Consider the following 23,440-nt stretch of genomic DNA (forward strand, 5'->3'; position numbering starts at 1 on the left):
GCGACGGCATCGGCGAATGCGGCATCGGCCACCCAGAGGGTCGCGTAGGGCGGATCGGTCCGACGCATCGGAGGCCAAAAGCCGCATCCGCCGCTGCCCAACCACCCACCACTCAACCCTCACTCCAACCGAAAAAACGTCTCCCGGTAATGCTTTAACTCCTCAATCGAGTCCTTGATATCATCCAGGGCCAGGTGCGCCCCCCCCTTCTTGACACCCTCAGCCACTTCCGGCCGCCAGCGCCGAGCCAGCTCTTTCACCGTCGAGACATCCAGATTCCGGTAGTGAAAATACCGCTCCAGCCTGGGCATGCCCCGTACCAGAAAGCGCCGATCCTGACAGATGGAGTTGCCACACATGGGCGATTTACCCGCCGGCACCCACTGTTCAAGAAAGGCGATGGTCTGCGCTTGCGCTTCCTCAAGGGTGACCCGGCTGTCTTTAACCCGCTGGGTCAGCCCGGACTGACCGTGCTGCCGGGTGTTCCATTCATCCATCGCCGCCAGCGCCGAATCCGGCTGATGAATGGCGTGGACCGGGCCTTCGGCCAGCACGTTCAGATGCGCATCGGTCACGATGGTCGCGATTTCGATGATCACGTCCGAATCCGGGTCGAGGCCGGTCATTTCCAGATCGATCCAGATGAGGTTGTTTTCATTGGGCTTGGCGGCATTCGACATACAATCAATTCCTAAAGCGTGTGCGACGCGAGACTTTATCCAGACAGATAGGGCACAATGCCCGTGGTGATCTAGCATGATCGTCGTCAAGATTAACCTGCGGGCACGCCGGGAACAACCGGCAGCCTCGACACTCGCTGGAGAAAACACGCCCCGCATGAGTAAACGCAAACTGACCCGACGCCAAAGCTGGCGCATCCAGAAAATTCAGGAAGAGCGCCAGGCGCGCGCGACCCGTAAACAGAGCGGGCCGCTGCCGGAAGTGGATGAAAACTCCCTCGGAGCCGAGCAGGAAGGGTTGGTGGTGACTCACTTCGGCACCCTGGTGCTGGTGGAGGCCAATGGCGAGCGCAAGCGCTGCCACTTCCGCAGTAACCTCGGCTCCCTGGTGACCGGCGATCAGGTGGTCTGGCGCGACGGTTCCCCCTACGGCGTGGTGGAAGCGGTGATGCCGAGACGCTCGGAGCTGTGTCGACCGGACCCCTACGGCGACCTGAAAACGGTAGCCGCCAACATTGATCGGGCCCTGATCGTGATTGCGCCTTATCCAGAGCCCCATTTCAGCCTGGTGGACCGCTATCTGGTCGCCGCCGAAGCCAGCAACATCACCCCCGCCCTGGTCATTAACAAGTGCGATGCCATTGACGCACGGATCGCCGACAAGGTGGCAAGGATGGAATCGCTCTATCGCGGCCTGGGTTACTGGGTCGTCCGGGTGTCCGCCGAGACCGGCGAGGGGATGGAGACACTGGCGGAGTACCTCAAGGACTTCACCAGTGTGTTTGTCGGCCAGTCCGGGGTTGGCAAGTCTTCACTGACCAATTTCCTGTTACCGGATGCCGGCCTGCGTGTGGGCGAGCTGTCCGAGCGCCAGACCGGCAGCCACACCACCACCAATGCCGAGCTGTTTCATTTTCCCGGCGGTGGACAGCTGATCGATTCACCCGGTGTGCGGGAGTTCGGCCTCTGGCATATGAGTCGCGAACAGGTACTGGAAAACTTCGTCGAGTTTCGTCCCTACCTGGGGCACTGCAAATTCCGGGACTGTGCCCATCAGGGCGAGCCCGGCTGTGCCTTGCAACGGGCCCTTGAATCCGGTGAAATCAGCCCTCAGCGAATGAGCAGTTGTGAACAGATTCTCGACAGTTTGAACGGACCACGAGGCTGATTGCGATAAAGTGCACACTTTACGCTTGAGTCCCGCGCAATCAGCGTTATGCTAGTGGTCAATGCAGTAACCCAAAGGAACTCACTATGGCCGACCTGCCACTGATTATTGAACCCGCTGAGCTCGCCAACCTGTTGAAACAGCCGCCGGAGCATTTGCGCATCGTGGACCTGTGCAGCGAGCAGAGTTACCAGGCGGGCCATATCGAAGGCGCACTACATATTCCACCGCAAATGCTGCTGAGCAATATTCCGCCCGCTCCCGGGCGCATTGCCAGTGTGGAGCAGCTCAATCGGCTATTTTCCTTTCTGGGTCTGACCCCGGACACGCATTTCGTTGTGTATGACGATGAGGGTGGCGGCTGGGCCGGACGCTTTATCTGGACTCTGGACGCCATCGGGCACAGGCACTACTCGTACCTCAATGGTGGCCTGCAGGCCTGGAAGAGCGATGAACTGCCCCTGAGCCGGGACATTCCCCAGCCCCCCTTCACCGAAGCCAGGGTAAGCATCGACCCAAGCGTTGTGGTAGAAATTCCGGATATTCTTGAGGCGCTGGAAGACCCGAACTTTGTCGTCTGGGATGCCCGGGGGCCCTCGGAATACCGGGGTGAAAAGGTGCTCGCTCAGAAAGGCGGACATATTCCCGGAGCCGTAAACGTGGAATGGACGCAATTGATGGATCATCGTAACGGACTGCGCATCCGCCCCGATGCGGAAGCCTTCCTGGCGCAACAGGGACTGACCAAAGACAAACGCATTGTCACTCACTGCCAGAGCCACCACCGCTCGGGCTTCACTTACCTGGTCGGTAAATCCCTCGGCTTTGACATCAAGGGCTATCACGGCTCCTGGGCCGAGTGGGGCAACCATCCCGACACGCCTGTGGAAATCTGATTGAATGTCTCGACTGCTGATTGTTGTTGAATCCGCCCAGGACTGGGCACCCTATTTTCCGAGCGAACAGGTGATCACCTTTGACGATTACCTGCAACTGCCGCCGGCCAAAACCAATCGCACGCGGGTCATCAACCTGTGCCGAAAATTCAGCTATTTGAGCAAGGGCTACTACTGTTCACTGCTGGCGGAGGCGCGCGGCCACTCGGTGATTCCCTCGGTCAAAACCCTGAACGATCTGCGCAACCACACCAGCTTTTCCGTGATTGCCGAGCAGCTACACAGCCAGGCCGATAAATTTCTTACCAAGCTGGCCAATCGCGAGGAAAATACCTTTGAGTTCTGGGTGTTCTTTGGCGAAAGCAGTGTGCCCGAGCTGAAGAAACTGGCCCGGGAGCTGTTCGAACAGCAACCCTGCCCGATTCTGAAAGTCGAGTTGAACTGGCGCGGCGGCTGGCGCATCAACAGCCTGAAAGTGGCACCAGTGCATACCCTGACCGAACCGGAACAGGAGGCCTTCGCCAACGCCCTGGATCGTTTCAGTGCGCAACTCTGGCGCAAGCCCAAGACCCAGAAAATCAGCCGCTACGAAATGGCCATCCTGGTCAACCCGGATGAGAAGCTGCCTCCCAGTGACGACAAGGCGCTGAAAAAGTTCGTGAAGGCGGGCAACCGGCTGGGAATCAACGTCGATTTCATCGGCCGCAAAGACATCCGCAAGTTGCCCGAGTACGATATGCTGTTTATTCGGGAAACCACCAACATCGACCACCACACCTTTCAGTTTGCCTGCCGCGCCGAGGCCGAAGGGCTGGCGGTCATTGACGATCCACAGTCCATTATTCGCTGTACCAACAAAGTGTACCTGGCCGACCTGTTTAACGCCCGCAATGTGGATACTCCGGCGACCCGCCTGATTTCGACTCGTTCCAAACCCGCTCTGGACAAAGTGGCGGAAGAGCTCGGCTTCCCGATGATCGTGAAAATCCCGGACGGTTCCTTTTCCCGGGGCATGGTCAAAGTCGAAGATCGGGAGGGACTGGATCATGCAGTAACCGAGCTGCTCAAGAAATCCGCCCTGCTGCTGGCCCAGGAATTCATGTACACCGACTATGACTGGCGCGTGGGTGTGCTCAATGGCAAACCCCTCTACGCCTGTAAATACTTCATGGCCGGCGGTCATTGGCAGATCTACGACCACGACAATATTGCGGATCCGTCGGGTGGCTATCAGACCATGCCTACCTATGAAGTACCGCGCAAGGTGATCGATACCGCGATCAAAGCGGCGGGCCTGATTGGCAAAGGACTCTACGGCGTTGATCTGAAGCAGAGTGGCAAGCGGGTGGTCGTGATTGAAGTGAACGACAACCCGAGTATCGACGCTGGCGTGGAAGATGAGTTCATCGGCGATGAACTCTACAATCTGATCATGCAGGAGTTTATCAACCGGGTGCAGATCATCCGCCGCCTGCGCGAGGAGCTGTAAGCCCTCATCGGGTCAGGCTTCAGGCAGCACCAGGTTCAGGGTCTCATCGGCGATCAACTGACCGTCAATGGCCAGAGTGATTCGCCAGGGGCCCTGTTTGTTCTCCACCGGCTTCCAGATGGTGTCGCCGATAAAAAAATCCCAGTCGTTCTGTTTGATGTACACCTCGCCGTCGAAGGGCGGCAGGGGATTGCCTTCTTCGTCCGGGATGTCCGGGTGGTAGATGCAATACTGCAGTTTGCGGTTTTTGGCCTTTTTGATGTTGACGATGTAGCCGAATTCGATATCAAGCTCGCAGGGAATGTCCCGCGTCATTTTGATCAACTGCGGCAGTTCTTTGGAGTTGGGGTCCAGCGGAGTATAAACGCCCCAACTGCGCAGTTTGACTTCCGGTTTCTTCTTGGCCATGGCACCCGAGTGATGGTTGGTTTCAAAACCCGAATTGTACCATGGGTGGTATTGGTTCGTTGTCGCGGTACTCCGACTCCTAGTGCTCCGCCTGGGTAACCCCTTGTGAGACACGCCGTAAATACATGACGTGAAGGGATTCACTAATGCCGCGATGGCATGGATGCCATAGAGCGGCCCATGTAGGCTCTGCACCCGCCGTCCAGGCGGGTGACGGTCTCACAAGGGGTTACCCAGCCTCCGCGGCAGCGGCTTCACGTTCCGGGAAATAGAACCTTAAAGTGTCGTTGCCTGGGTGCTATTTCCCGGAACTCTACGCTGGCACTGCGGAGGGAGGAAAGGGGTCTTTGAGGACGTCGCCTGCCTGGATGGCAGGCGATCGAGCCCCCGTGGACGCCCCACATGGATGTGGGAAGTGTCCCGAAGCGCCGGGAGCGCGAAGGGGACCGGGTTCACGGCGTGCCTCAAAGACCCCTTTCCTCCCGCAGCACTCAACCACGAAGCCCCTCTCAAAATAGCCCACTCACCCCAACACCAACAACCGATCCCCCGCATTGACTGACTGACCTTCGGCTCGGGAGAGAGAGTCCACAACCCCCGCCTCCGGTGCCACCACCTCAATTTCCATTTTCATGGACTCGAGAATACACACCACATCACCGGCTTTCACTTTATCGCCGGGCTTGACCATAAACTGCCAGATATTCCCGGCCACATGGCTTTCCACCGCCGTCGCACCCTCAGGCAACGCATCCACCTGCTCCTCAGCCGCTTCCTGACCACTGGTGTCAAAGTTCATCTGGCCGTTATCAATCCAGCGCTGCAACTCTTCATTGAAGGCGCGATTACGCTTTTCAACAAAGGCATCGATCTCTGCCTGATGCTGATCGATAAACGCCTCGTAATCGCTCAGCTTGAAGGTGGTCTCTTCAATGCGCAACGGATACTGGCCTTTCGGAAAATCCCGGCGGATCTGTTGCAGCTCTTCATGGCTGACTTCATAGAAGCGAATCTGGTCAAAGAAGCGCAGGAGCCAGGGGTTGGTGAACTCCCGGGTTTTCCGGTAACGGTTCCACATCTGCAGCGTGCGGCCGACGAACTGATAACCGCCCGGCCCTTCCATGCCGTAGACGCACAGATAAGAACCGCCGATGCCCACCGAATTTTCCGCGGTCCAGGTACGTGCGGGGTTGTACTTGGTGGTCACCAGCCGGTGACGGGGGTCCAGGGGTGTGGCCACCGGTGCGCCCAGGTAAACATCCCCCAGTCCCATCACCACATAGCTGGCTTCGAACAGAATTTTTTTGACCTCATCAATCGAATCCAGACCGTTGATACGCCGGATAAACTCGATATTGTCCGGGCACCAGGGGGCATCCTTGCGCACTGACTGCATGTATTTTTCGGCGGCCTGTCGGCAGGCTGGGTCGTCCCAGCTCAAGGGCAGATGAACGATACGCGAAGGGACTTCCAGCTCGTCAATATTCTGCAGTTTCAGCTCGGCCGCTTCCAGCAGGTCGAGCAGTTCATCGGTCGAGAGCTGCTGGCTTTCGTAGTGAATCTGCAGGGAGCGGATGCCCGGGGTCATTTCCAGGATGCCCTCGACCCCCTGCTCCTGCAGGTAGAGCATCAGTGCATGGGCGCGAAAGCGAAGGCGGATATCCAGTTGCAGGGGTCCGTATTCCACCAGCAGGTATTTATCGCCGGAGGGACGATAGACTACCGGTACGCCAGTGTCATCGCCGGAGAGGGTTTTGAGCACCGGGGTGCGGGCAATCAGTTCGTCAATGGCCAGCGGCGTCGCCGGGGCACTCCCGGTTGTGTCCAGTTGCTCCAATCGGGTCTGTTGTTCACGCTCCAGACGATTGGCATCGGCCAGACTCACCGGCACGAACTGCAGCTTGTCGCCGGCTTTGAGCTGACCGAGTTTCCACAGATCGGCGGCGATCACGGTGACCGGACAGACAAAACCCCCGAGGGACGGGCCATCGGGGCCGAGTATCACCGGCATGTCCCCGGTGAAATCCACGGTGCCGATGGCGTAGGCGTTATCGTGAATGTTGGACGGATGCAACCCGGCTTCCCCACCGTCGGAGCGTGCCCACTCCGGTTTTGGGCCGATCAGGCGAATACCGGTGCGACTGGAGTTGTAGTGCACCTCCCAGCGATGTTGAAAGAAGGTGCGCATGTCCTGCTCGGTAAAGAAATCCGGCGCACCGTGGGGGCCGTAGATGACCCGCAGTTGCCAGTTGCCGTCGATATCGGGACGCAACGCATCCGGTGCCCTGGAAACCTGCTGGGTCCGTGGTTGTTCTGACAGATGCAATACATCGCCGGTGCGCAAGGCCCGGCCGGAAAAACCGCCAAACTGGCCCAGGGTAAAGGTGGATTTGGACCCCAGATAGTCCGCACACTGGATGCCACCCGCCACCATCAGATAGGCGCGCGCGCCACCGGCGACCACTTTACCGATGTTCAGTACCTGCCCCGGCTCAGCGCGCACCACCTGACAGAATTCTACCGGTTGATCGTCCAGAGTCGCGTGCAAGGCCGCACCCGCCAGCACGAAATCCGTGACAGTGTTGAACTTCAGGGTTGGACCGTTAAGGGTAATTTCCAGGCCCGCCGTTCCTTCTGGGTTGCCCAGCAGACGGTTACCCAGGCGCAGCGAATAGTTGTCGAAAGGGCCTGAGGGCGGTACCCCGATATCCCAGTAACCGACCCGTCCGGGAAAATCCTGCACGGTGGTCATGGTGCCGGGCACCAGCACGTCCATTGTGTGCGGCTGGTACGCCAGATCATTCAGAAACCGGGTATGCACTTCACCGGCGTGGAATTCGGGTGTCGCCAGGATGCGGCGAACGTAGTCGCCATTGGTTTCAATGCCTTCCAACGTCGTGTTGGCGAGAGCCTTATCCAGAGCCTGAATGGCCTGCGTGCGATCATCCTGCCAGACAATGACCTTGGCGAGCATGGGGTCAAAATAGGGCGAGACCGTCAGCCCGGCTTCGACCCAGGTGTCGATCCGCAACGCCCGGCCATCCGCTTCGGGGAAGTCCACGGCGCTCAATAAGCCGGCGCTGGGCTGGAAGTTTTTGTTGGCATCCTCGGCGTACAGACGCGCCTGCATGGCGTGTCCGCGGGGCGTGAGGCTCGCGCGAAGGGTCTTGATATCAGACAACTCACCGGCCGCCAGACGCAGCATCCACGCGACAAGATCCACACCATAGACCTGTTCGGTCACGCCGTGCTCCACCTGCAGACGGGTATTCACTTCGAGGAAATAGAACCGGTTTTCACCGGCATCGTAGATAAACTCCACGGTGCCCGCGTTGCGGTACCGGACCGCTTCGGCCAGCCGCACGGCGGTTTCGTGTAACTGCTCGCGCACGGACTCCGGAATATTCGGCGCGGGGCACTCTTCGACCACTTTCTGGTTGCGGCGCTGGGAGGAGCAGTCCCGTTCGCCCAGAGCCACCGCGTTACCTTGACCATCACCAAATACCTGCACTTCGATGTGCCGTGCGGTTTCGATGTATTTTTCGACAAACAGGCCGTCGTTGGAGAAGTTGTTGGCGCTCAGGCGTTTGACGCTGTCGAAGGCTTTGCGCAGTTCGGCTTCGCTGTAGCAGGTCTGCATACCGATACCGCCACCGCCGGCGGTGCTTTTCAGTATGACCGGGTAGCCGATCTGTTCCGCCGCGCTGACGGCTTCTTCCAGGTTGTTGAGCAGACCGGTGCCCGGCAGCAGAGGTACGTCGTTTTCTTCTGCCAGGGCCCGTGCGGTGTGTTTGAGGCCGAAGGCGTTCATCTGTTCGGGAGTGGGGCCGACGAAGGCGATGCCGCGCTGTTCGCAGGCGCGCACGAAGTCGGGGTTTTCGCTGAGGAAGCCGTAGCCGGGGTGGACGGCCTGGGCGCCGCTGCGTTCGATGATGGCGAACAATTTTTCCTGGTTGAGGTAGGTGTCGGTGGCGGCGCCCTCGCCCAGTGGGTAGGCTTGGTCGGCGAGGGTGACGTGGAGTGAGTCGGCGTCGGCGTCGGCGTAGACGGCGACGGAGCCGATGCCCAGTTGTTTGAGGGTACGGATGATGCGCACGGCGATGGCGCCGCGGTTGGCGATCAGGACTTTGTTGAACATCGCGTTATCTCTCGATGTCGGTGCGGGTCGTCCCGCTTGATTCGTTGCCCAATCGGGTCGTCCCGTTGAGGCTCTATGTATTTCGTTCGGGGTAGTTAGTTAGCTCCGGTCTGGAGCGGGTGCAACGATTCAAGACACGCCGTAAATACATCCCTGTAGGCTCGAATCGCCGGTCCCCGGCTCCACGGTCTTGAATCGCTGCACCCGCTCCAGACCTCAGTGCCATTCATTGTCCTTTCGTGGGAACTAATCCCAAATCAAAATTTCAATCGGTGTCGGGTTGTATCCATTACACGGATTGTTCAACTGTGGGCAGTTGGAGATCAACACGATGGTGTCCATTTGGGCTTTCATCTCGACGTATTTCCCCGGAGCGGATATGCCGTCTTCGAAGGTCAGGCCGCCATCCGGGGTGATGGGGACGTTCATGAAGAAGTTGATGTTGTGGGTGATGTCCCGTTTGCTCAGGCCCAGCTCTTCGTGTTCGGCGATGGCGAGCATCCAGCTGTCGCGGCAGGCGTGCATGTGGCGTTTGTTAAGGTCGTAGCGCACGGTGTTGCTTTCGGTGGCGCAGGCGCCCCCCAGGGTGTCGTGCCGACCGCAGGTGTCGGCGACGATGTCGAGCATGACGCGGTTGTAGTTGGAGCGCAGCCGGGTGCCGGCGCTCAGGTAGGCGTTGCCCTGTTCGCGGATGGTGTCCATGGCGCTGTAGCGCTCGGTGGGGTCTTCGGCGCTGTAGAAGAGTGTGTCGGCGGCCTGGTTGCCTTCCAGATCGAGGATGCGGAGGGTCTGGCCGGCTTTGATCACTTTCAGGTAGTAGTCGCCGGCGCCGACGGTGTCGCGGACGCTGGCGTCTTCGGGTTTGAGTGTGCTTTCTTTGATCATGGGTGTTCTCCTCTGCCCTGCATCACGCGCCCAAGTAATAGAGACGGTTGTTTTCGAAGCCGCGGCGGTTTTCCGGGCGGAAGTTTTTGCAGTAGTCGTCGTCGGTGACCGGGTCGGCCTGAAGCAGGCGGATGCCCACGGGCTTGCGAGGGTATTCTAGTTCGCGGTTCATGGGGTGCGGACAGGAATGCAGCACGACCAGCGTGTCCATTTCGAAGCGCAAGACGACGCGGCTACCCGCCTTCGAGTGGTTCTCGGCCAATGCCAGATTGCCCTCGGCATCCGGGGCGACTTTGCTGAACCAGTTGAGGTTGGCGGCCAGGTCTTTCGGGCCCAGTCCGTATTTTTCCAGTTCCACCAGAAAGCTGCTGGTGCCGTCCTGGTGCCATTGGTTCTGGTCGTTCTGGTAGTCCCGCTTACCCCACTGCTCCGCCACTTGTTGCGCGTTACTGGTGCCGCAGACGGTTTCATGCCAGCCCAGAGTGTCGTCCACAATGGAGGCAAAAATCCGGCCCATGTCTGAGTACAGGCAATGGCCTTTGGTCAGTTTGAAGGTGTGCTGGCACTTCAGACTGTCGGGGGCATTGTAGCGCTCAAGCAGGCTTTCCGGGTTGTAAAATAACATGCCGACGTTGGCGCCCCCTTCCAGGTCGGTCAGCTCCATGGCGGTGCCGCGCCGCAGGCGCAGGGACCAGTGGCTGGCCGGTGGCAGGGTGTATTCATACAGAGCTTCATTGGCCATGGTGAAGCGTCTCCTTTTGCTGTTCGGTTTGATTCAGGTTTTCATCGATGGTCTTCAGCAGCGCTTCGTCCGTCTCGCCGACGGGCAGGTCATAGGTAATCCTCGCGCCGTAGGCCTCAGGTTCGTGCGGATCGATCCGGTCTTTGTCGAACACCCAGAGCCGGGTGCCCAGGTAAAAGCCTTCCTGAATGTCGTGGGTGATCATAAACACCGTCAGGTTCAACTCCCGCCAGAGTTTGATGACCAGCTCATGCATGTCCTTCCGGATCCCGGGATCCAGTGCTCCAAAAGGCTCATCCAATAACAGGATTCGGGGCTGCTTGATCAGTGACTGGGCGATGGCGAGTCGTTGCTGCATACCGCCCGACAACTCATGGGGGTATTTTTTCAGGGCGTGGCTCAGCCCTACCGCCTCCAGCATTTCCACCGCTTTCTCCCGCGCCTGCCGGCGCGCCCGACCAAACAGACGCGCCATTAACGGGCTACGCTCAAACTCCATGGACAGCATGACGTTTTCCAGTGCCGTCATATGGGGAAAGACCGAATAGCGCTGAAATACGATGCCTCTGTCTTCACCGGGCTCTGCCACCAGAGGCTTGCCGTCGAGTTCAATGCCTCCCTGAGAGGGGGACTCGGTGCCCAATAGCAGTTTCAGAAAAGTGGTTTTACCGCAACCGGAGGCCCCGACGATGGTAATGAACTCACCTCGCTCGACGGTCTTGTTCAGGTTCTCCAGCACTACGGTATCGCCATAGCGTTTCCACAATCTGTCAATTTTGATGTAACTCATGAAACCTCAGTGGCCATTGCCGGTTTGCGCGTGGAACCAGGGAAAGCAGCGGCGCGACAGAAGCCGCAATAGCAGGTCGATCACAAACGCGAGAATCGTTATCCAGACCACGTAGGGCAAAATGACATCCATGGACAAATAACGACGCACCAGAAAAATGCGGTAACCAAGCCCATCGGTGGAGGCAATCGCCTCGGCCGCGATCAGGAACAACCAGGCCGACCCCAGGGACAGACGAACACTGGCGAGCAGACGCGGCAGGATCTGCGGCAGAATCACCCGCTGGATGATCTGCCAACTGCTGGCGCCCAGGGTTTGCGCCTTGATGATCTGCTCGGAGGGGATCTCCTGCACCCGCTGCTGCATGTCGCGGCACAGAAAAGGCGCCGTCCCGATGATGATCAGCATGACTTTGGACAGTTCCCCCAGACCAAATACGATAAAGAGAATGGGGAGTATGGCCATGGGAGGCACCAGGGAAATAGCCGTCATCAAAGGTGACAGGTTCGAGCGCACGTAGGGGATGGCACCGCTGAGCACTCCGAACACCAGGGCAAATACCGCGCTGATTGTTACCCCGATTCCCAGGCGCTCCAGACTGCTCAGGGTATCCTGCCAGAACAGGTACTCCCCGGTCCGGGCGCTGGGCTCGAAGGCCAATCGCTCAATGGCCGCCCCAAAGCTGTCAAAGGAGGGCAATAGCTTGTCATTGGGGTTTTCCGCCAGACGCGCGTTGGAAGCCCCGACATAGAGCGCCAACAACAGCAGAAATGGCAGCAGCCCCAACAGCCAGCGGGCAACGCGATTGGGTTGTTGGTTGATCAGTCGCTTCATGCTTACCTCAGCGTGAGTGAATTGAGTCCGGCCCTCATTTACAGGTCACCATCGGCGGCCATCTGCATAAAGGTCGGGTTGAAGCGTAGCTTGATGTTCGCCTGATTCCCGTAGACGCCAGCCGGCGTCTCCACACCGATGAACTCGGCATCCGGCGCTCCCTCTCCCAGAAGGCCGTGCCGAAATGAAAACTCGGCCACATACTGCATGGTGGTCTTTATGTCTTCGCTGTTGGTGAACTCAACCGCCGATGACGGACTGTAGAACATGCGGGTTGAGTCGAGTTGCGCTTCGTAGCCCGCAAGATCCGTCCCGGAGGCTTCAGCCATCGCGGTGCGCGCCACTTTGCCGGCATCATCGTCACCACTCATGGTGGCCATGATTTCATACCAGGCGCCAACAAGGGCTTTGCCAAAATCCGGATTGGCCTCAAGCACATCCGTGTGAACCACCATCAGGTCGATGATTTCACCGGGGATCTGGGAGGAATCAAATACCTTGGTGCTGCCCGGCATGCTCACCACTTCATTGAGCAACGGGTTCCAGGTCACCACGGACGTCACATCATCAGAACTGTACGCCGCGACCATATCGGCATCGGACGTATTGATCACCCGCACATCCCGTTCGGTCATATTCACCGACTCCAATGCCCGCGCCAGCAGGTAGTGAGACACACTCAGCTCCACCAGATTGACATTCTGGCCCCGGATATCTTCAAGCCTGCTTTTACCCTTGAGCACCACACCGTCGTTGCCGTTGGAAAAATCGCCCACAATCAGCGCCGTGGAATCCACGCCCCCGGCGGCGGGAATGGTCAGAGCATCCATATTGGTCATGGAGCAGGCGTCGTATTGACCCGCAGTGTATTGGTTGATGGATTCGACATAATCGTTGATCTGTACCACATCGATCTCTATGTCGTACTTGTCGGCCCACTTTTTGATGATGCCTTCGTTAGCACCATAGCCCCAGGGCATCCAACCCACGTAGATGGACCAACAGACGCTGAACTTGTCGCGCTCCTGGGCGGAAGCGGCCAGGGAGAAAAGGCAAAAAAAGGTGACAAGGAAAAACCCGAGGGTTTTTACCTTGCCACAACAGTGGGTCGGAGAGGGAGAGAAAAGCGATGTGATACCTGACATGGTGAACCTCCAGCGGTTACACGGTTTTATGAAAGAGGATTCAATGACGGCAACGCCATTGCGAACCTCCCGGGCTTTTGTCCCGCCGTGTAACCTTCCACTGGGAATTCCCGTGAAAGGTCGGCTGCTCTCGGACCAGACACGCGGACCTGAACCTGTTCAAGTCATCACGCCGGAACCCTAGCGGCCTATTCAGCACTGCTTCATCCGTCGCAGTACCTTAATCGAATTGTCTTTGCCGAGTTACTTCAACGGGGTTGTCCCATTGAATCCTCTGTGTAACAGAGATAGAGCAATATGAATGCCAACTTGGTAATCACCCTGAAAGCCGATCATTATCGGGCATGACAGCCATCGCTCACCGCAGGAGCGCACCATGTTCGGGCACTTTTCATGAGCCATGCACCAATAGGTTTCACAGACGAGCACGGAATGCGGTTCCGCGGGAGGAACAAAGCGGGTCCGGGAAGGAGAGCGTTCAGAAGCCCGGACCGCCTTGGCGGCCCGGGGGGATAGGCAATCCGGGCGGCGTTATTCGACCGCGTCCTCCACTTCATCTCCGGCATCTTCCATTGAATCGCCTGCATCCTCCACTGCATCATCGATATTTTCGCCGGCCTCTTCTGCCGGCCCCTGATTGTCACAGGCGGTCAAAAACGCCCCTCCAGACAAAACCAGAAACAATGCCAGGGCCAGTGAACGAACGCGCTTGGTCAGAAGGTTTTCTTCATTCATGGTGTTGACTCCTTCATTCGATAAAAGAGGGCTTATTGCTGCCTCATGAGTGCCGTATCTGTCGTATCTTGGCGCACAATACATCCAAAAAGAGCGATTTCCCGCCAAATACCATACGGTACAATTTATCTTAGGCCAAGTCGGTGCATTTCAACAGTATCGGTCTGAATAAGGTGCCAAATGAGACTTCACTCACAACTTTGACCCGCTGATGCAACTTTTCGCTCTCCGCGCGTCGAACTCTGTGAAGGCCGCGCTTTCATCTATACTCAGACAATCTGTACTGTCAAAGGAGTTTGCTTATGTTCAGTTGGGCGTTTCTGTTTCTGATTATCGCCATTGTCGCCGGGGTGCTGGGATTGAGCGGCATTGCTGGCGCCGCAACCAACATTGCCTGGATCCTGTTTGTGGTGGGTGTCGTGCTGGCCATCGTGTTCGCCGTGGTCGGACGGAAACCACCGCTTTAACGATCGAAACCAAGAGCAGAATGATGGGAATGTTCATGAAAAAGCCCTCGCTACGAGGGCTTTTTCATCCTGTCAAAGTCATCACGCCAACGCGTAGTAGCCAAATATTACCGAGGCGATGACAATACCCACAATCACCGGCGACTGATACCACGGAAGCGCGACCGGTCGCTTGCCACTTCTGTCCTTGCGACGTTTTCGCACCGCGTCGAGCTGGTCCCGGGTCGCAAACATTTTCTCCGGAAACGCGAAGCAGAGAGTACCGTAAACGGCGAGGGGGACACTCAACAGATAATCCCCCAGCACCAGAAATAAAACCGCCAGCCCCAGGCAAATGGCTCCCACAGTGCGGGATTCTCGATGCTGCATATCAACGCTCTCCTCAATCAGGTAATTTAAACGCTGTCATCAAGGCACCCGTCCCTGGGGCACCAACACACCTACTGCTTTTTATCCCCCCGCCACTGCATCCGGTAAAGATCGTGACGACGGTCTTTCAGGTTCTGCACCGTGCCACTGTTGCGCGCCATGATCAGAGACTCGGGACGCAAATCAGCGAACGCCACAGTTTCCACATTGGGCGTTGTATCCGCGGCAATACCATCCCGGGCAAACGGGAAGTCACAGGGGGTCAGAATACAGCTCTGAGCGTACTGAATGTCCATATTGGATACATTGGGCAGGTTACCCACGTTCCCCGACATGACCACATACATCTGGTTTTCCACCGCACGGGCCTGGCAGCAATAGCGCACCCGGAGATAGCTCTGACGCTCATCGGTGCAGAAAGGAACAAACAGTATCTGCACCCCCTGATCGGCAAGGTGACGCGCCAATTCCGGAAATTCCGAGTCGTAACAGATCAACACACCGATCGGCCCGCAGTCGGTATCGATGGCGGTCAGGCTGCTGCCACCTTCAATGTCCCACCAGTAGCGTTCGTTCGGCGTGGGGTGAATTTTGGGTTGCTCGAAAATCCGACCATCGCGCAGAAAAATGTAGGAAATATTTTCGATTCGGCCATTTTCCACGCGAGTGGGGTGCGAGCCGGCGATGATATTGACGTTGTAGCTGAGCGCCATGTCCCGGAACGCATCTTTGAGACGCGGCGTGTATTTGGTCAGTGCCTCAATCGACTCGAAGGGCGATAGCTCCTGGTCTTCAATGGACAGCAACTGCAACGTCAGCAGCTCCGGAAAAACCACGAAATCGCTTTTATAATCCGCCACGACATCAACAAAGTATTCGATGTACTTCAGAAACTCAGCGAACGACGTTACCCGGCGCTGCATATATTGCACGGTGGCAATACGCACCACATCAGGCATCCGGACACCATACTTTTTCACCGGCTTTTCATCCTGCTGTGGCACTTTCGGGTTGTACCAGACCAGGTGTGCGGCGTAGTTCAGCGACTCCGTATCATCGTCGAGGTAGTTGGGGATAACGCCAATCACCTCAAAACCATTGCGCAGTTGAAACGATAGCACCGGGTCCTTGATCTGCTTGTGCACCACCTGATCAATGTAGTTTTCTACCGTGCCGACTTTTTTCAGGCGTTTGTGCAGATTGGGCATTCGCCCCGCAAACACCACGCCTTTAAGTCCCAGGGACTGACACAATTTTTTCCGCTCGTTGTACAGGCGTTGGCCGATGCGATAGCCGCGATAAGCGTTATCGATACAGACTTCCATACCGTAAAGCCAGTCACCATGGATGTCGTGGCGGGAAGCAAAACCGTTACCGGTAATTTCATTCCAGGTGTGCGGCTTCAGCGCCACATCCCCGGAAATCCGGAAGGTGGCACAGTAGCCCACCAGGGCATCGCCCACCATCACCACGATCTGTCCCTGGCGGAAATTATTGATCTGCCCCACAATCGCCGCGCGCGGGTAGGTCTCCATTTTGAGTGGACCGTATACCCGGTCCGCCAGCGCCACAATCGCCGGCACATCCGCCAGCGTGGCATTGCGCACGGTCAGGTGGGCACCAGGTTGCCGCAGTTTGTTTTCCTCTTTCTTCGCCATACTGTTAACTGCCTCTACAACAGGGGAACAGCGGTTCAGCCGCTGATCTCTTTCAAATTGAGTCCATACAGGGCGGCGATCAGGGATATCCCGCCCAGCAATGCAATCACACCCGCGACACCGATCCACGCGGTCAACAGCCCCACGCTACCGAGGGCGAGCAGTGCAAGCCCGATCAGCGTGTTGCTGACCGCCACATATTGCGCGCGGGTCTGCGCGGTGGCCATATCGACAAGATAGACCTTGCGGGCCAGACGCGCCCCGCCGTGACAGATACTGATGCCAAAGAACAGCACCGCATGCACCCAGGGCAAAGCGAGCAGACCCAGCTCCAACCACGCCAGCGAGGCGGTCACGGCGCAGAGTGCCGCCCCTCCGAGCGCCGCCAGAGCCATGGTCCAGCGGCTGGAACGGTCACTCAGACGCCCCCACACCGGGGAACTCAAGCTGGCCGCCAGACCACTGGCAATAATCATCAGGCCCAGGCCCGCCGCACTGTTGCCCGCGTGCTCCTGAGCCAACAGAACGAAAAACGGCGGCACCAGGGCGATACTCAACAACAGTCCACGAGCCAACACGAAACGTCGGAAGTCCCGGTCGGTGAATACAATACCCAGGCTACGCACTGCAACACTCAGCGCATTGCCGCCGCCCTCGGTCGCACCCGGCTCCTCCTGAATCTGAGTGAAGGCCCCCAGGGACAGTAACCAAAGGAGCGCCGCCCCGGCGAGAAACAGCGTCAGATTGACCGGCTCAGCGCCCGAGCCAAATTCCGCGTACAGCCCCACCAGTAAAGTGGCTACGCCGGCGATACTGGCCGAGTAGCCCATCAGGACACCGCGCCGGGTTTTGGAGACCGTTTTGCCCAGCACGTCCTTTGCGGCAACCGAGCAAAGCCCCCTCGCCAGACTGTACACCACCAGGGCGCCAACCACGGCCCAGCCCACCTGAGCTCCCTCCAGTGTCCCGGCGGCGATCGCCATGGCCGCCAGCGCCACCATGGACAGCAAGGCCCCTGACAACCACACGATCTTGCGGCGGGCCAACCGGCGAATAAACGCGGCGACCATCAGTTGAGGAATCAATACTCCGGCTTCCCGGATCGGCACCAGAAAGCCGGCGAACCCCGACGAAGCCCCGGCCGCGCCAAGTAACCAGGGCAAGATCAGACGGGCGCTGGAGAGCTCATCGGCCACCTTGCTGAAGGTGTTGGCAACCAGGTAGGCGAAAAAGTTGCGCGGTTGGTGCCGGCAGGCCCCTTCGGGAATGTCCTTGCAGACCCGGGCATCCTCATCGTCATTCAACTGTTCGTAAACCCGGCTAAGGCGGGGGTAATCGGGGTACAGAACCTCAGGCTTGGCAGGTTGATGGTCACTCACAGGCGCTTTCTCTCCGGTCTGGTGTAGGCCGCCGCTCAGTATCGGTGCTTATCCGAATGATGTAAACCGTAGCGCCGCAATGGCGCAACCAGCTATGCCGCACAGAAGCCGGAGCAATGGCCTGATATACTCTGAAGTACAACGCATGACCAAGGACCTTCCCATGACAACAGGACACTGGCTGACCCGGGGCTCGCTGGTGACGCTCATACTGATCGTCATTGGCTGCAGCGCAATCGGTCACCAACTGTGGAATCAACGTTATGGCGCCCCCACCCCGCGGGAGCCGATGCGCAATGTATCGGAGAACGGGCGGTTTCAGGAACATATCAAGCCGCTGCTTGAGCACCGCTGTACCGTCTGCCACGGCTGCTACGATGCACCCTGCCAATTGAAAATGGAAGCCCGGGAAGGGCTGTTCCGGGGCGCCCACAAGGACAAAGTGTACGACGGTACCCGCCTGCTCGGAGCCGAGCTCACCCGGTTGTTTGAAGACGCCGACAGCACCGCACAGTGGCGGGACAGGGGCTTCTTCCCGGTCATCAATGAGCGTTCCGCCAACGCTGACGCCAATGTGCAGGGCAGCGTTCTCGCGCAGATGCTCCAACTCAAACAACAACACCCGCTGCCCGCCCGGGCGGTGCTGCCCGACAGCTTCGACTTTTCCCTCAACCGCGACTGGCATTGCCCCAAAGTAGAATCATTCGACACCTATGCCGAGGATTACCCGCTGTGGGGCATGCCCTATGGGCTACCGGGACTTTCGGAACGGGAACACGACCGACTGATTCGCTGGCTGGAAGACGGCGCCCCGGCCGGTGCCCCCGCCCCCCTTGGCTCCGAACTGCAACAGGCCGTTCGACAATGGGAGCAATTTTTTAATGCCGACGGCCTCAAAGCCCAGTTGACCAACCGTTACCTGTACGAACACCTGTTTCTGGCCAACCTGTATTTTGACTCGGACCGCGACGTGTTTTTCAAGCTGGTCCGCTCCCGCACGCCCCCCGGTGAACCCATTGAGCGCATCAGCACCCGCCGCCCCTTCGATGACCCGCAGGTGGACCGGGTGTATTACCGCCTCTGGCGGGACCCGAGCAGCATCGTGGTGAAAAATCATCTGCCTTACGCCCTCACAGCAGAACGTATGGCACGCTGGCGTGAATGGTTCCTGCAAGCGGACTACACAGTAACCGAGTTGCCCGGTTACGAGCCCAAACAAGCGGCCAACCCCTTTGCCACCTTCGTGCAGCTTCCGGTCAAAGCCCGCTACCAGTTTCTGCTGGACGAAGCCGAGTTCACCATCATGAACTTTATCAAAGGGCCCGTGTGCCGTGGCCAGGTGGCCCTGAATGTGATTCAGGATCACTTCTGGGTGAGTTTTGTCGACCCGGCGTTTACCGCCAACCGATGGGACGGCGAGTTTCTGGCCCGGAACAGCGAGCATCTGCAACTACCCGCCGGCGTCGGCAATACCCTGCTGCCGCTGACCAACTGGCGTCGTTACTCACAGCTGCAGAAGGATTACCTGGCCGCCAAAGCAACCCATCTGTCCGAAACACTCGGCGATCGGGACCCGCTCACCATGGCGATGATATGGGACGGCGAAGGCCAGAACACCAACGCGGCCCTGACCATTTTCCGACACACCGATAGCGCCAGTGTGCACCAGGGCTTTATCGGGTCAGCGCCCAAAACCAGTTGGGTCATCGACTACCCCTTACTGGAGCGGATTCATTATCTGTTGGTCGCCGGCTTTGATGTTTACGGCAACACGTCGCACCAACTACTGAGCCGGCTCTACATGGATTTCCTGCGCATGGAGGGTGAGATGAATTTCATCAACTTCCTCCCCGAAGCGGTTCAAGAACCGACGATCGCCCACTGGTATCGGGACGCCGAGGACGAACTCAAGGAATACCTTGACGTCTACCGTAGCAACCTCCAGGTAGAAACCGCCCTCGCCTACCCATCTGGCCAGGATCCTCAACAGACGCTATATCACGTATTGAATAAACGCCTGCAACCGGTCTTGTCGGACGAACATCAGTTGCACAACCTGGCTTTGGAGGAGCGCGCGCGGGAAGCACTTGGCTCGCTGCAAACGCTGAAGGGAGAAGCATTACGGGTGCTACCACCAACGACCGTAGTCTATGTGCCAGACCGCGCACTGTTCACCCTGATTCATCACAATGCCTACAGCAACCTGTCTTCACTGTTCATGGAACAGGAGCGGCGTCTGCCCAAGGAAGACACGCTGAGCGTGGCAACGGGTATCATCGGCAGCTACCCGAACAGTTTTTTGTTGATGAACGAACAGGACATTCCGGCCTTTGTCACCCAAGTGCGTGCCATGAGCGACGAGCAGGATTATCGGAAACTCAAAGACCGATATGGGGTTCGGCGCAGCGATCCAAACTTCTGGGACATCAGCGATGGCATTCATGCACTGTACCGCGAGCGCGCGGGTGTTCAGGCGGGGCTACTGGATTACAACCGCCTGGAAAACCGGTAGTACGCTCACTCGTCAATCGGGCGGTAGTGCTCACACCAGGTGGCGAATTGCCGTCCCGGCAACGCGGGGGTAAAGAAAAAGCCCTGCACCTGGTCACAGCCCATCTCGCGCAGCCAGCGGTACTGCTCCGCGCTCTCCACCCCTTCAGCGGTCACGGTCAGGTCGAGCGCATGCCCCATGTCCAGCATGCTGGCCATGAGTTTGCGCGAGCGTTCATGGCTATCCAGATGCCGGACAAAAGCCCGATCAATCTTGATGCCGGTAATCGGCAAATGTTGCAGATACTCAAACGATGCGAAGCCGGTGCCGAAGTCATCAATACTGACCGCGAACCCCATGGCCCTGAGCCGCTCAATCGCGGTTCGTGCCGCTTGAAGATTATGAATCAGGGCGCTTTCGGTTACCTCGACTTCAATGCGCTCCGGCGCAATTCCCAGGCGACGACACTGCTGGTCCAAATACCGGGGCATACGTTCATCCACCAGGTTTCTCGCGGAAAAATTGATGCTGACTTGATGCGCCTGCTGGGCCACAAATTCGCAGGCCTCGCGACTGACGAACTCGGTCACCGGAGCAATCAGGGTTGTGTCTTCCACCTTCGGCATAAACTGCCCTGGCGGAATCAACCGGCGTTCGCTGTCGCGCCACCGAATCAGGGCTTCACAACCGGCCAATGCGCCATCCGACAGGCGTACCTTGGGCTGATAGTGTAGCTCGAATTCACCCCGCTCCAGGCCGCGGCGCACATTGGAAATCAGCGTGATGTGAGACAGTTTTTTCTTGGCCAGCTCGGAATGATAGCGACAGTAACTCTTACCGTGTCGGATCGCGGAAAAAAGTGCGATGCGTGCCTCGCTGATCAACTCGTCGGTGGCGGTACACCCGTCATTTTTATGAGCGCCACCCAATACCAACTGCATCCGGATCGGCACCGTCTGGACAACCAGGTTATCCTCCCCGGCGTCAATAATACGGCGAACCATCGCCTCGAGCAGCGCCTCGTCCGCCCCCGGGAGCAGTACAATCAGTTCCGACACGCTGAATCGGTACACACGGGAATCACCGCCCATTAGATGGTGCAGCCGCGCGCCCATGAGGCCGGCGAGCTCATCCGACGCATCCGCCCCCATCGCCTCGAGGACATCGGTAATGTCGGACAACCGGACAATAATCAACCCCACGGGAGAGTCCTGACGCCCCTGGCGGTCGACCCAGTCCTGAAGGTCCTGGTCTAGGGCCACCTGATTGGGTAATCCCGAGCGTGGATCGGTGCGCACCAGCGCCTCCCGCTCCCGATAGGCACTACGCAGGCTCTGAAACAGTCCCCCCGCCACCCCGCCCAGTAACAGGTATAGCCCCATGCGTAACAGCCAGTTGACCGGCTCCTGCATCACCGCCTGCTCCACGTTCAACGGCATGACGGCCATCAGCGTGCTGGCCACCAGTGCGGAGAGCAGGCCACCGGCCAGTCCGTACCAGGCGGATGCAAACAATACGGGAATCAACATCAGGTAGGGGTAGGCGTAGGCCGTGCCACCGGTCTGATACACCGTGAACGTACCCAGACCCAACAGTACCGCCAAAAACAGCAGACAATACAGGTGACGAACGGCCTGTGGACCGGCCAGAAGATTGACCGACGCCAGATGGCTGCGCTTCCGTAAACCCGCCGCTATATCCATTCTCTCTCCTCCTGAGCCTGTCTCCATCCGGAGACAAATGACCACCAGCCTTCAGCTTAGAACAAAAAACAGGTTCATGAGATTTCGGGCCACCGGGCGTCGGGGCGCGTAAATCACTCAGGGTAGAGTGTAGTATCTGCTATTCAGATATACAAACAGAGAGGGTGCCCCATCGATTACTCTTCTTCATCCACCGGGGCGAGGTTGTGTTCCGCCAGGTGTGCCTCAAAGCGACGTATCAGGGTGCGCAGGCTGATTCCGAAGACCCGGCACAGGTCCAACAACTGAATCAGGTCGAGACGACGAACACCGCGCTCCACGTCGCTGATAAACGATTGGGGCCGCCCCAACGCTTGCGAACATTGTGTCTGTGTCAGGCCAGACTCAGAGCGCAACTCTTTCAGCACTTCCAGCAACACTTTTGTTTCCGTTCTGTACAGCGATTTGGACATGGTTTCCTACCAAACTCGTGAGCAAGACTGCAATTTATCGTCACAGAGCTGATATCTGATTAATAGATACAAATCAGATGAAACTTTTGGTCATTCAAAACCCGTCTATTGTTAACTGTAGCAGTTATAACGAAAAGCAGACGTCAAAATATCGTCAGAGAGTGACAACTTAGTGTGTCAGTGGACCCAGAGAAACGGGTCCAGGCGGAAAAACTGTTTCAACTCACCGTACACCTGGGGATAGGCAGAATGCAAAACATCCGGACGTACAAAAAATGTTTCGCACATCACCGAGAAAAATTCTTCCGGGTTGGTCATTGCGTAGGGATCAATCAGGCGGGCCGACGCTGATGTCTGTTGACACAGATCCTCATAGGCCGCGGCCATGACTGCGGCCCATCGCTTCAGATCTTGCGCCGTATCCAGAGGTGGTGTGCCATCCATGACACCATCGCGCCCATCCAGTTGGTGTGCATATTCGTGGACCACCAGGCAATGACCGTCCTCGCCACGCAGGTCCTGTTCAATATCCGCCCAGGAGAGCACCACTTTGCCCTGCTCCCAGGATTCGCCCAACAGCTCCTGCCGCTCATAGGCGACCAACCCCAGCTCATCGGCCACCTCGCCCTCGCGGACAAATGCCTCCGGGTAGAGCAGGACGACCGGAAAGCCCGACCACTGCATACGCCCCACTCCGGCGTTCATCAGCGCTGCCTGCGCCAGAGTCAACACTCGCATGGGTTCGGTCACCGTCAGGCCGTTGCAGCCATAGAAGTCGGTGTTGGCGAGCATGACCTGAAGCTGTCGATGCAGCGCAAGACGCACGGTGTCCGGTAAATAGGGGTAGAGCCACCAGCGGTCTTGCAGCCATTGCTGCCAGGTGGCCGGCAATGGCTGCGCCGCCAGACGACGATTGCGGCGGTAGCGCCGGATCGGCGCATAAACCAGAACCGCCACCAGAGCCGCCGTGAGGGAAAACAACCAGAAGAGTGCCACACCATGCCTCCCGAT

At 58.1% G+C, this 23,440-nt stretch carries 20 protein-coding genes and 1 riboswitch; of the genes, 5 read left to right on the forward strand and 15 right to left on the reverse strand.

Going from position 1 to position 23,440, the window contains the following annotated elements:
• Positions 1–119: 119 nt before the first annotated feature.
• The gene (gene orn, locus OOT55_RS10255) at positions 120–680 is read right to left on the reverse strand and encodes an oligoribonuclease (protein WP_265365782.1); all 561 of its coding nucleotides are present in this window, start codon (positions 678–680) and stop codon (positions 120–122) included.
• 157 nt (positions 681–837) lie between these two features.
• Here orn and rsgA point away from each other — a divergent pair, with 157 nt between their 5' ends.
• From rsgA to OOT55_RS10270, 3 genes are all read left to right on the forward strand, one after another.
• On the forward strand, positions 838–1,848 hold the full coding sequence (gene rsgA / locus OOT55_RS10260) for a small ribosomal subunit biogenesis GTPase RsgA (RefSeq protein ID WP_265365783.1): 1,011 nt from the start codon (positions 838–840) through the stop codon (positions 1,846–1,848).
• An 86-nt stretch (positions 1,849–1,934) separates the two neighbouring features.
• A complete protein-coding gene (locus tag OOT55_RS10265; RefSeq protein WP_265365784.1) occupies positions 1,935–2,744 on the forward strand; it encodes a sulfurtransferase in 810 nt (269 codons plus the stop codon).
• 4 nt (positions 2,745–2,748) lie between these two features.
• Positions 2,749–4,233 (forward strand): RimK family protein, encoded by a 1,485-nt coding sequence (locus OOT55_RS10270; protein WP_265365785.1) that lies wholly within the window; start codon positions 2,749–2,751, stop codon positions 4,231–4,233.
• Between the two features lie 12 nt (positions 4,234–4,245).
• On the opposite strand, the gene OOT55_RS10275 is transcribed toward OOT55_RS10270, so the two are convergent.
• From OOT55_RS10275 to OOT55_RS10310, 8 genes are all read right to left on the reverse strand, one after another.
• Positions 4,246–4,641 (reverse strand): DUF3859 domain-containing protein, encoded by a 396-nt coding sequence (locus OOT55_RS10275; protein ID WP_265365786.1) that lies wholly within the window; start codon positions 4,639–4,641, stop codon positions 4,246–4,248.
• Positions 4,642–5,164: 523 nt separating this feature from the next.
• Positions 5,165–8,779, reverse strand: coding sequence for an urea carboxylase (gene uca, locus OOT55_RS10280; RefSeq protein ID WP_265365787.1), 3,615 nt, complete (start codon positions 8,777–8,779; stop codon positions 5,165–5,167).
• Between the two features lie 246 nt (positions 8,780–9,025).
• Positions 9,026–9,664, reverse strand: coding sequence for an urea amidolyase associated protein UAAP2 (locus OOT55_RS10285; protein WP_265365788.1), 639 nt, complete (start codon positions 9,662–9,664; stop codon positions 9,026–9,028).
• Positions 9,665–9,686: 22 nt separating this feature from the next.
• Positions 9,687–10,406 carry an urea amidolyase associated protein UAAP1 gene (locus tag OOT55_RS10290; RefSeq protein ID WP_265365789.1) on the reverse strand — a complete coding sequence of 240 codons (720 nt, stop codon included), beginning with the start codon at positions 10,404–10,406 and terminating at the stop codon, positions 9,687–9,689.
• The gene (locus OOT55_RS10295; RefSeq protein WP_265365790.1) at positions 10,396–11,196 is read right to left on the reverse strand and encodes an ABC transporter ATP-binding protein; all 801 of its coding nucleotides are present in this window, start codon (positions 11,194–11,196) and stop codon (positions 10,396–10,398) included. Before OOT55_RS10295 ends, OOT55_RS10290 begins: the two co-directional genes overlap by 11 nt.
• A gap of 6 nt (positions 11,197–11,202) precedes the next feature.
• Entirely contained in the window at positions 11,203–12,030 is an 828-nt protein-coding gene (locus OOT55_RS10300) for an ABC transporter permease (RefSeq protein WP_265365791.1), read from the reverse strand.
• A 38-nt stretch (positions 12,031–12,068) separates the two neighbouring features.
• Positions 12,069–13,175 (reverse strand): putative urea ABC transporter substrate-binding protein, encoded by a 1,107-nt coding sequence (locus OOT55_RS10305; RefSeq protein WP_265365792.1) that lies wholly within the window; start codon positions 13,173–13,175, stop codon positions 12,069–12,071.
• Positions 13,176–13,239: 64 nt separating this feature from the next.
• Positions 13,240–13,370: riboswitch (guanidine-I (ykkC/yxkD leader) on the reverse strand.
• A 336-nt stretch (positions 13,371–13,706) separates the two neighbouring features.
• Entirely contained in the window at positions 13,707–13,910 is a 204-nt protein-coding gene (locus tag OOT55_RS10310) for a hypothetical protein (protein WP_265365793.1), read from the reverse strand.
• 302 nt (positions 13,911–14,212) lie between these two features.
• On the opposite strand from OOT55_RS10310, the gene OOT55_RS10315 reads away from it, so the two are divergent.
• On the forward strand, positions 14,213–14,377 hold the full coding sequence (locus tag OOT55_RS10315; protein ID WP_024461159.1) for a DUF1328 domain-containing protein: 165 nt from the start codon (positions 14,213–14,215) through the stop codon (positions 14,375–14,377).
• Between the two features lie 81 nt (positions 14,378–14,458).
• Here OOT55_RS10315 and OOT55_RS10320 read toward each other — a convergent pair whose 3' ends face one another.
• The 3 genes from OOT55_RS10320 to OOT55_RS10330 all read right to left on the reverse strand — a co-directional run bounded on the left by OOT55_RS10320 (position 14,459) and on the right by OOT55_RS10330 (position 17,783).
• Complete coding sequence (locus tag OOT55_RS10320; protein WP_265365794.1) at positions 14,459–14,746, reverse strand: hypothetical protein; 288 nt, start codon at positions 14,744–14,746, stop codon at positions 14,459–14,461.
• Positions 14,747–14,817: 71 nt separating this feature from the next.
• On the reverse strand, positions 14,818–16,404 hold the full coding sequence (locus tag OOT55_RS10325) for a carbon-nitrogen hydrolase family protein (RefSeq protein WP_265365795.1): 1,587 nt from the start codon (positions 16,402–16,404) through the stop codon (positions 14,818–14,820).
• 35 nt (positions 16,405–16,439) lie between these two features.
• Positions 16,440–17,783 carry an MFS transporter gene (locus tag OOT55_RS10330; RefSeq protein WP_265365796.1) on the reverse strand — a complete coding sequence of 448 codons (1,344 nt, stop codon included), beginning with the start codon at positions 17,781–17,783 and terminating at the stop codon, positions 16,440–16,442.
• 163 nt (positions 17,784–17,946) lie between these two features.
• Between OOT55_RS10330 and OOT55_RS10335 the strand changes: the two genes are divergently transcribed.
• A complete protein-coding gene (locus OOT55_RS10335; RefSeq protein ID WP_265365797.1) occupies positions 17,947–20,295 on the forward strand; it encodes a fatty acid cis/trans isomerase in 2,349 nt (782 codons plus the stop codon).
• A 5-nt stretch (positions 20,296–20,300) separates the two neighbouring features.
• Here OOT55_RS10335 and OOT55_RS10340 read toward each other — a convergent pair whose 3' ends face one another.
• From OOT55_RS10340 to OOT55_RS10350, 3 genes are all read right to left on the reverse strand, one after another.
• On the reverse strand, positions 20,301–21,977 hold the full coding sequence (locus OOT55_RS10340; RefSeq protein ID WP_265365798.1) for a putative bifunctional diguanylate cyclase/phosphodiesterase: 1,677 nt from the start codon (positions 21,975–21,977) through the stop codon (positions 20,301–20,303).
• Between the two features lie 176 nt (positions 21,978–22,153).
• Entirely contained in the window at positions 22,154–22,429 is a 276-nt protein-coding gene (locus tag OOT55_RS10345) for a helix-turn-helix domain-containing protein (protein ID WP_265365799.1), read from the reverse strand.
• A gap of 177 nt (positions 22,430–22,606) precedes the next feature.
• Positions 22,607–23,425 (reverse strand): zinc-dependent peptidase, encoded by an 819-nt coding sequence (locus OOT55_RS10350; protein WP_265365800.1) that lies wholly within the window; start codon positions 23,423–23,425, stop codon positions 22,607–22,609.
• Positions 23,426–23,440: the final 15 nt, after the last annotated feature.

The sequence above is a fragment of the Marinimicrobium sp. C6131 genome (assembly GCF_026153455.1).
GTDB lineage: Bacteria > Pseudomonadota > Gammaproteobacteria > Pseudomonadales > Cellvibrionaceae > Marinimicrobium.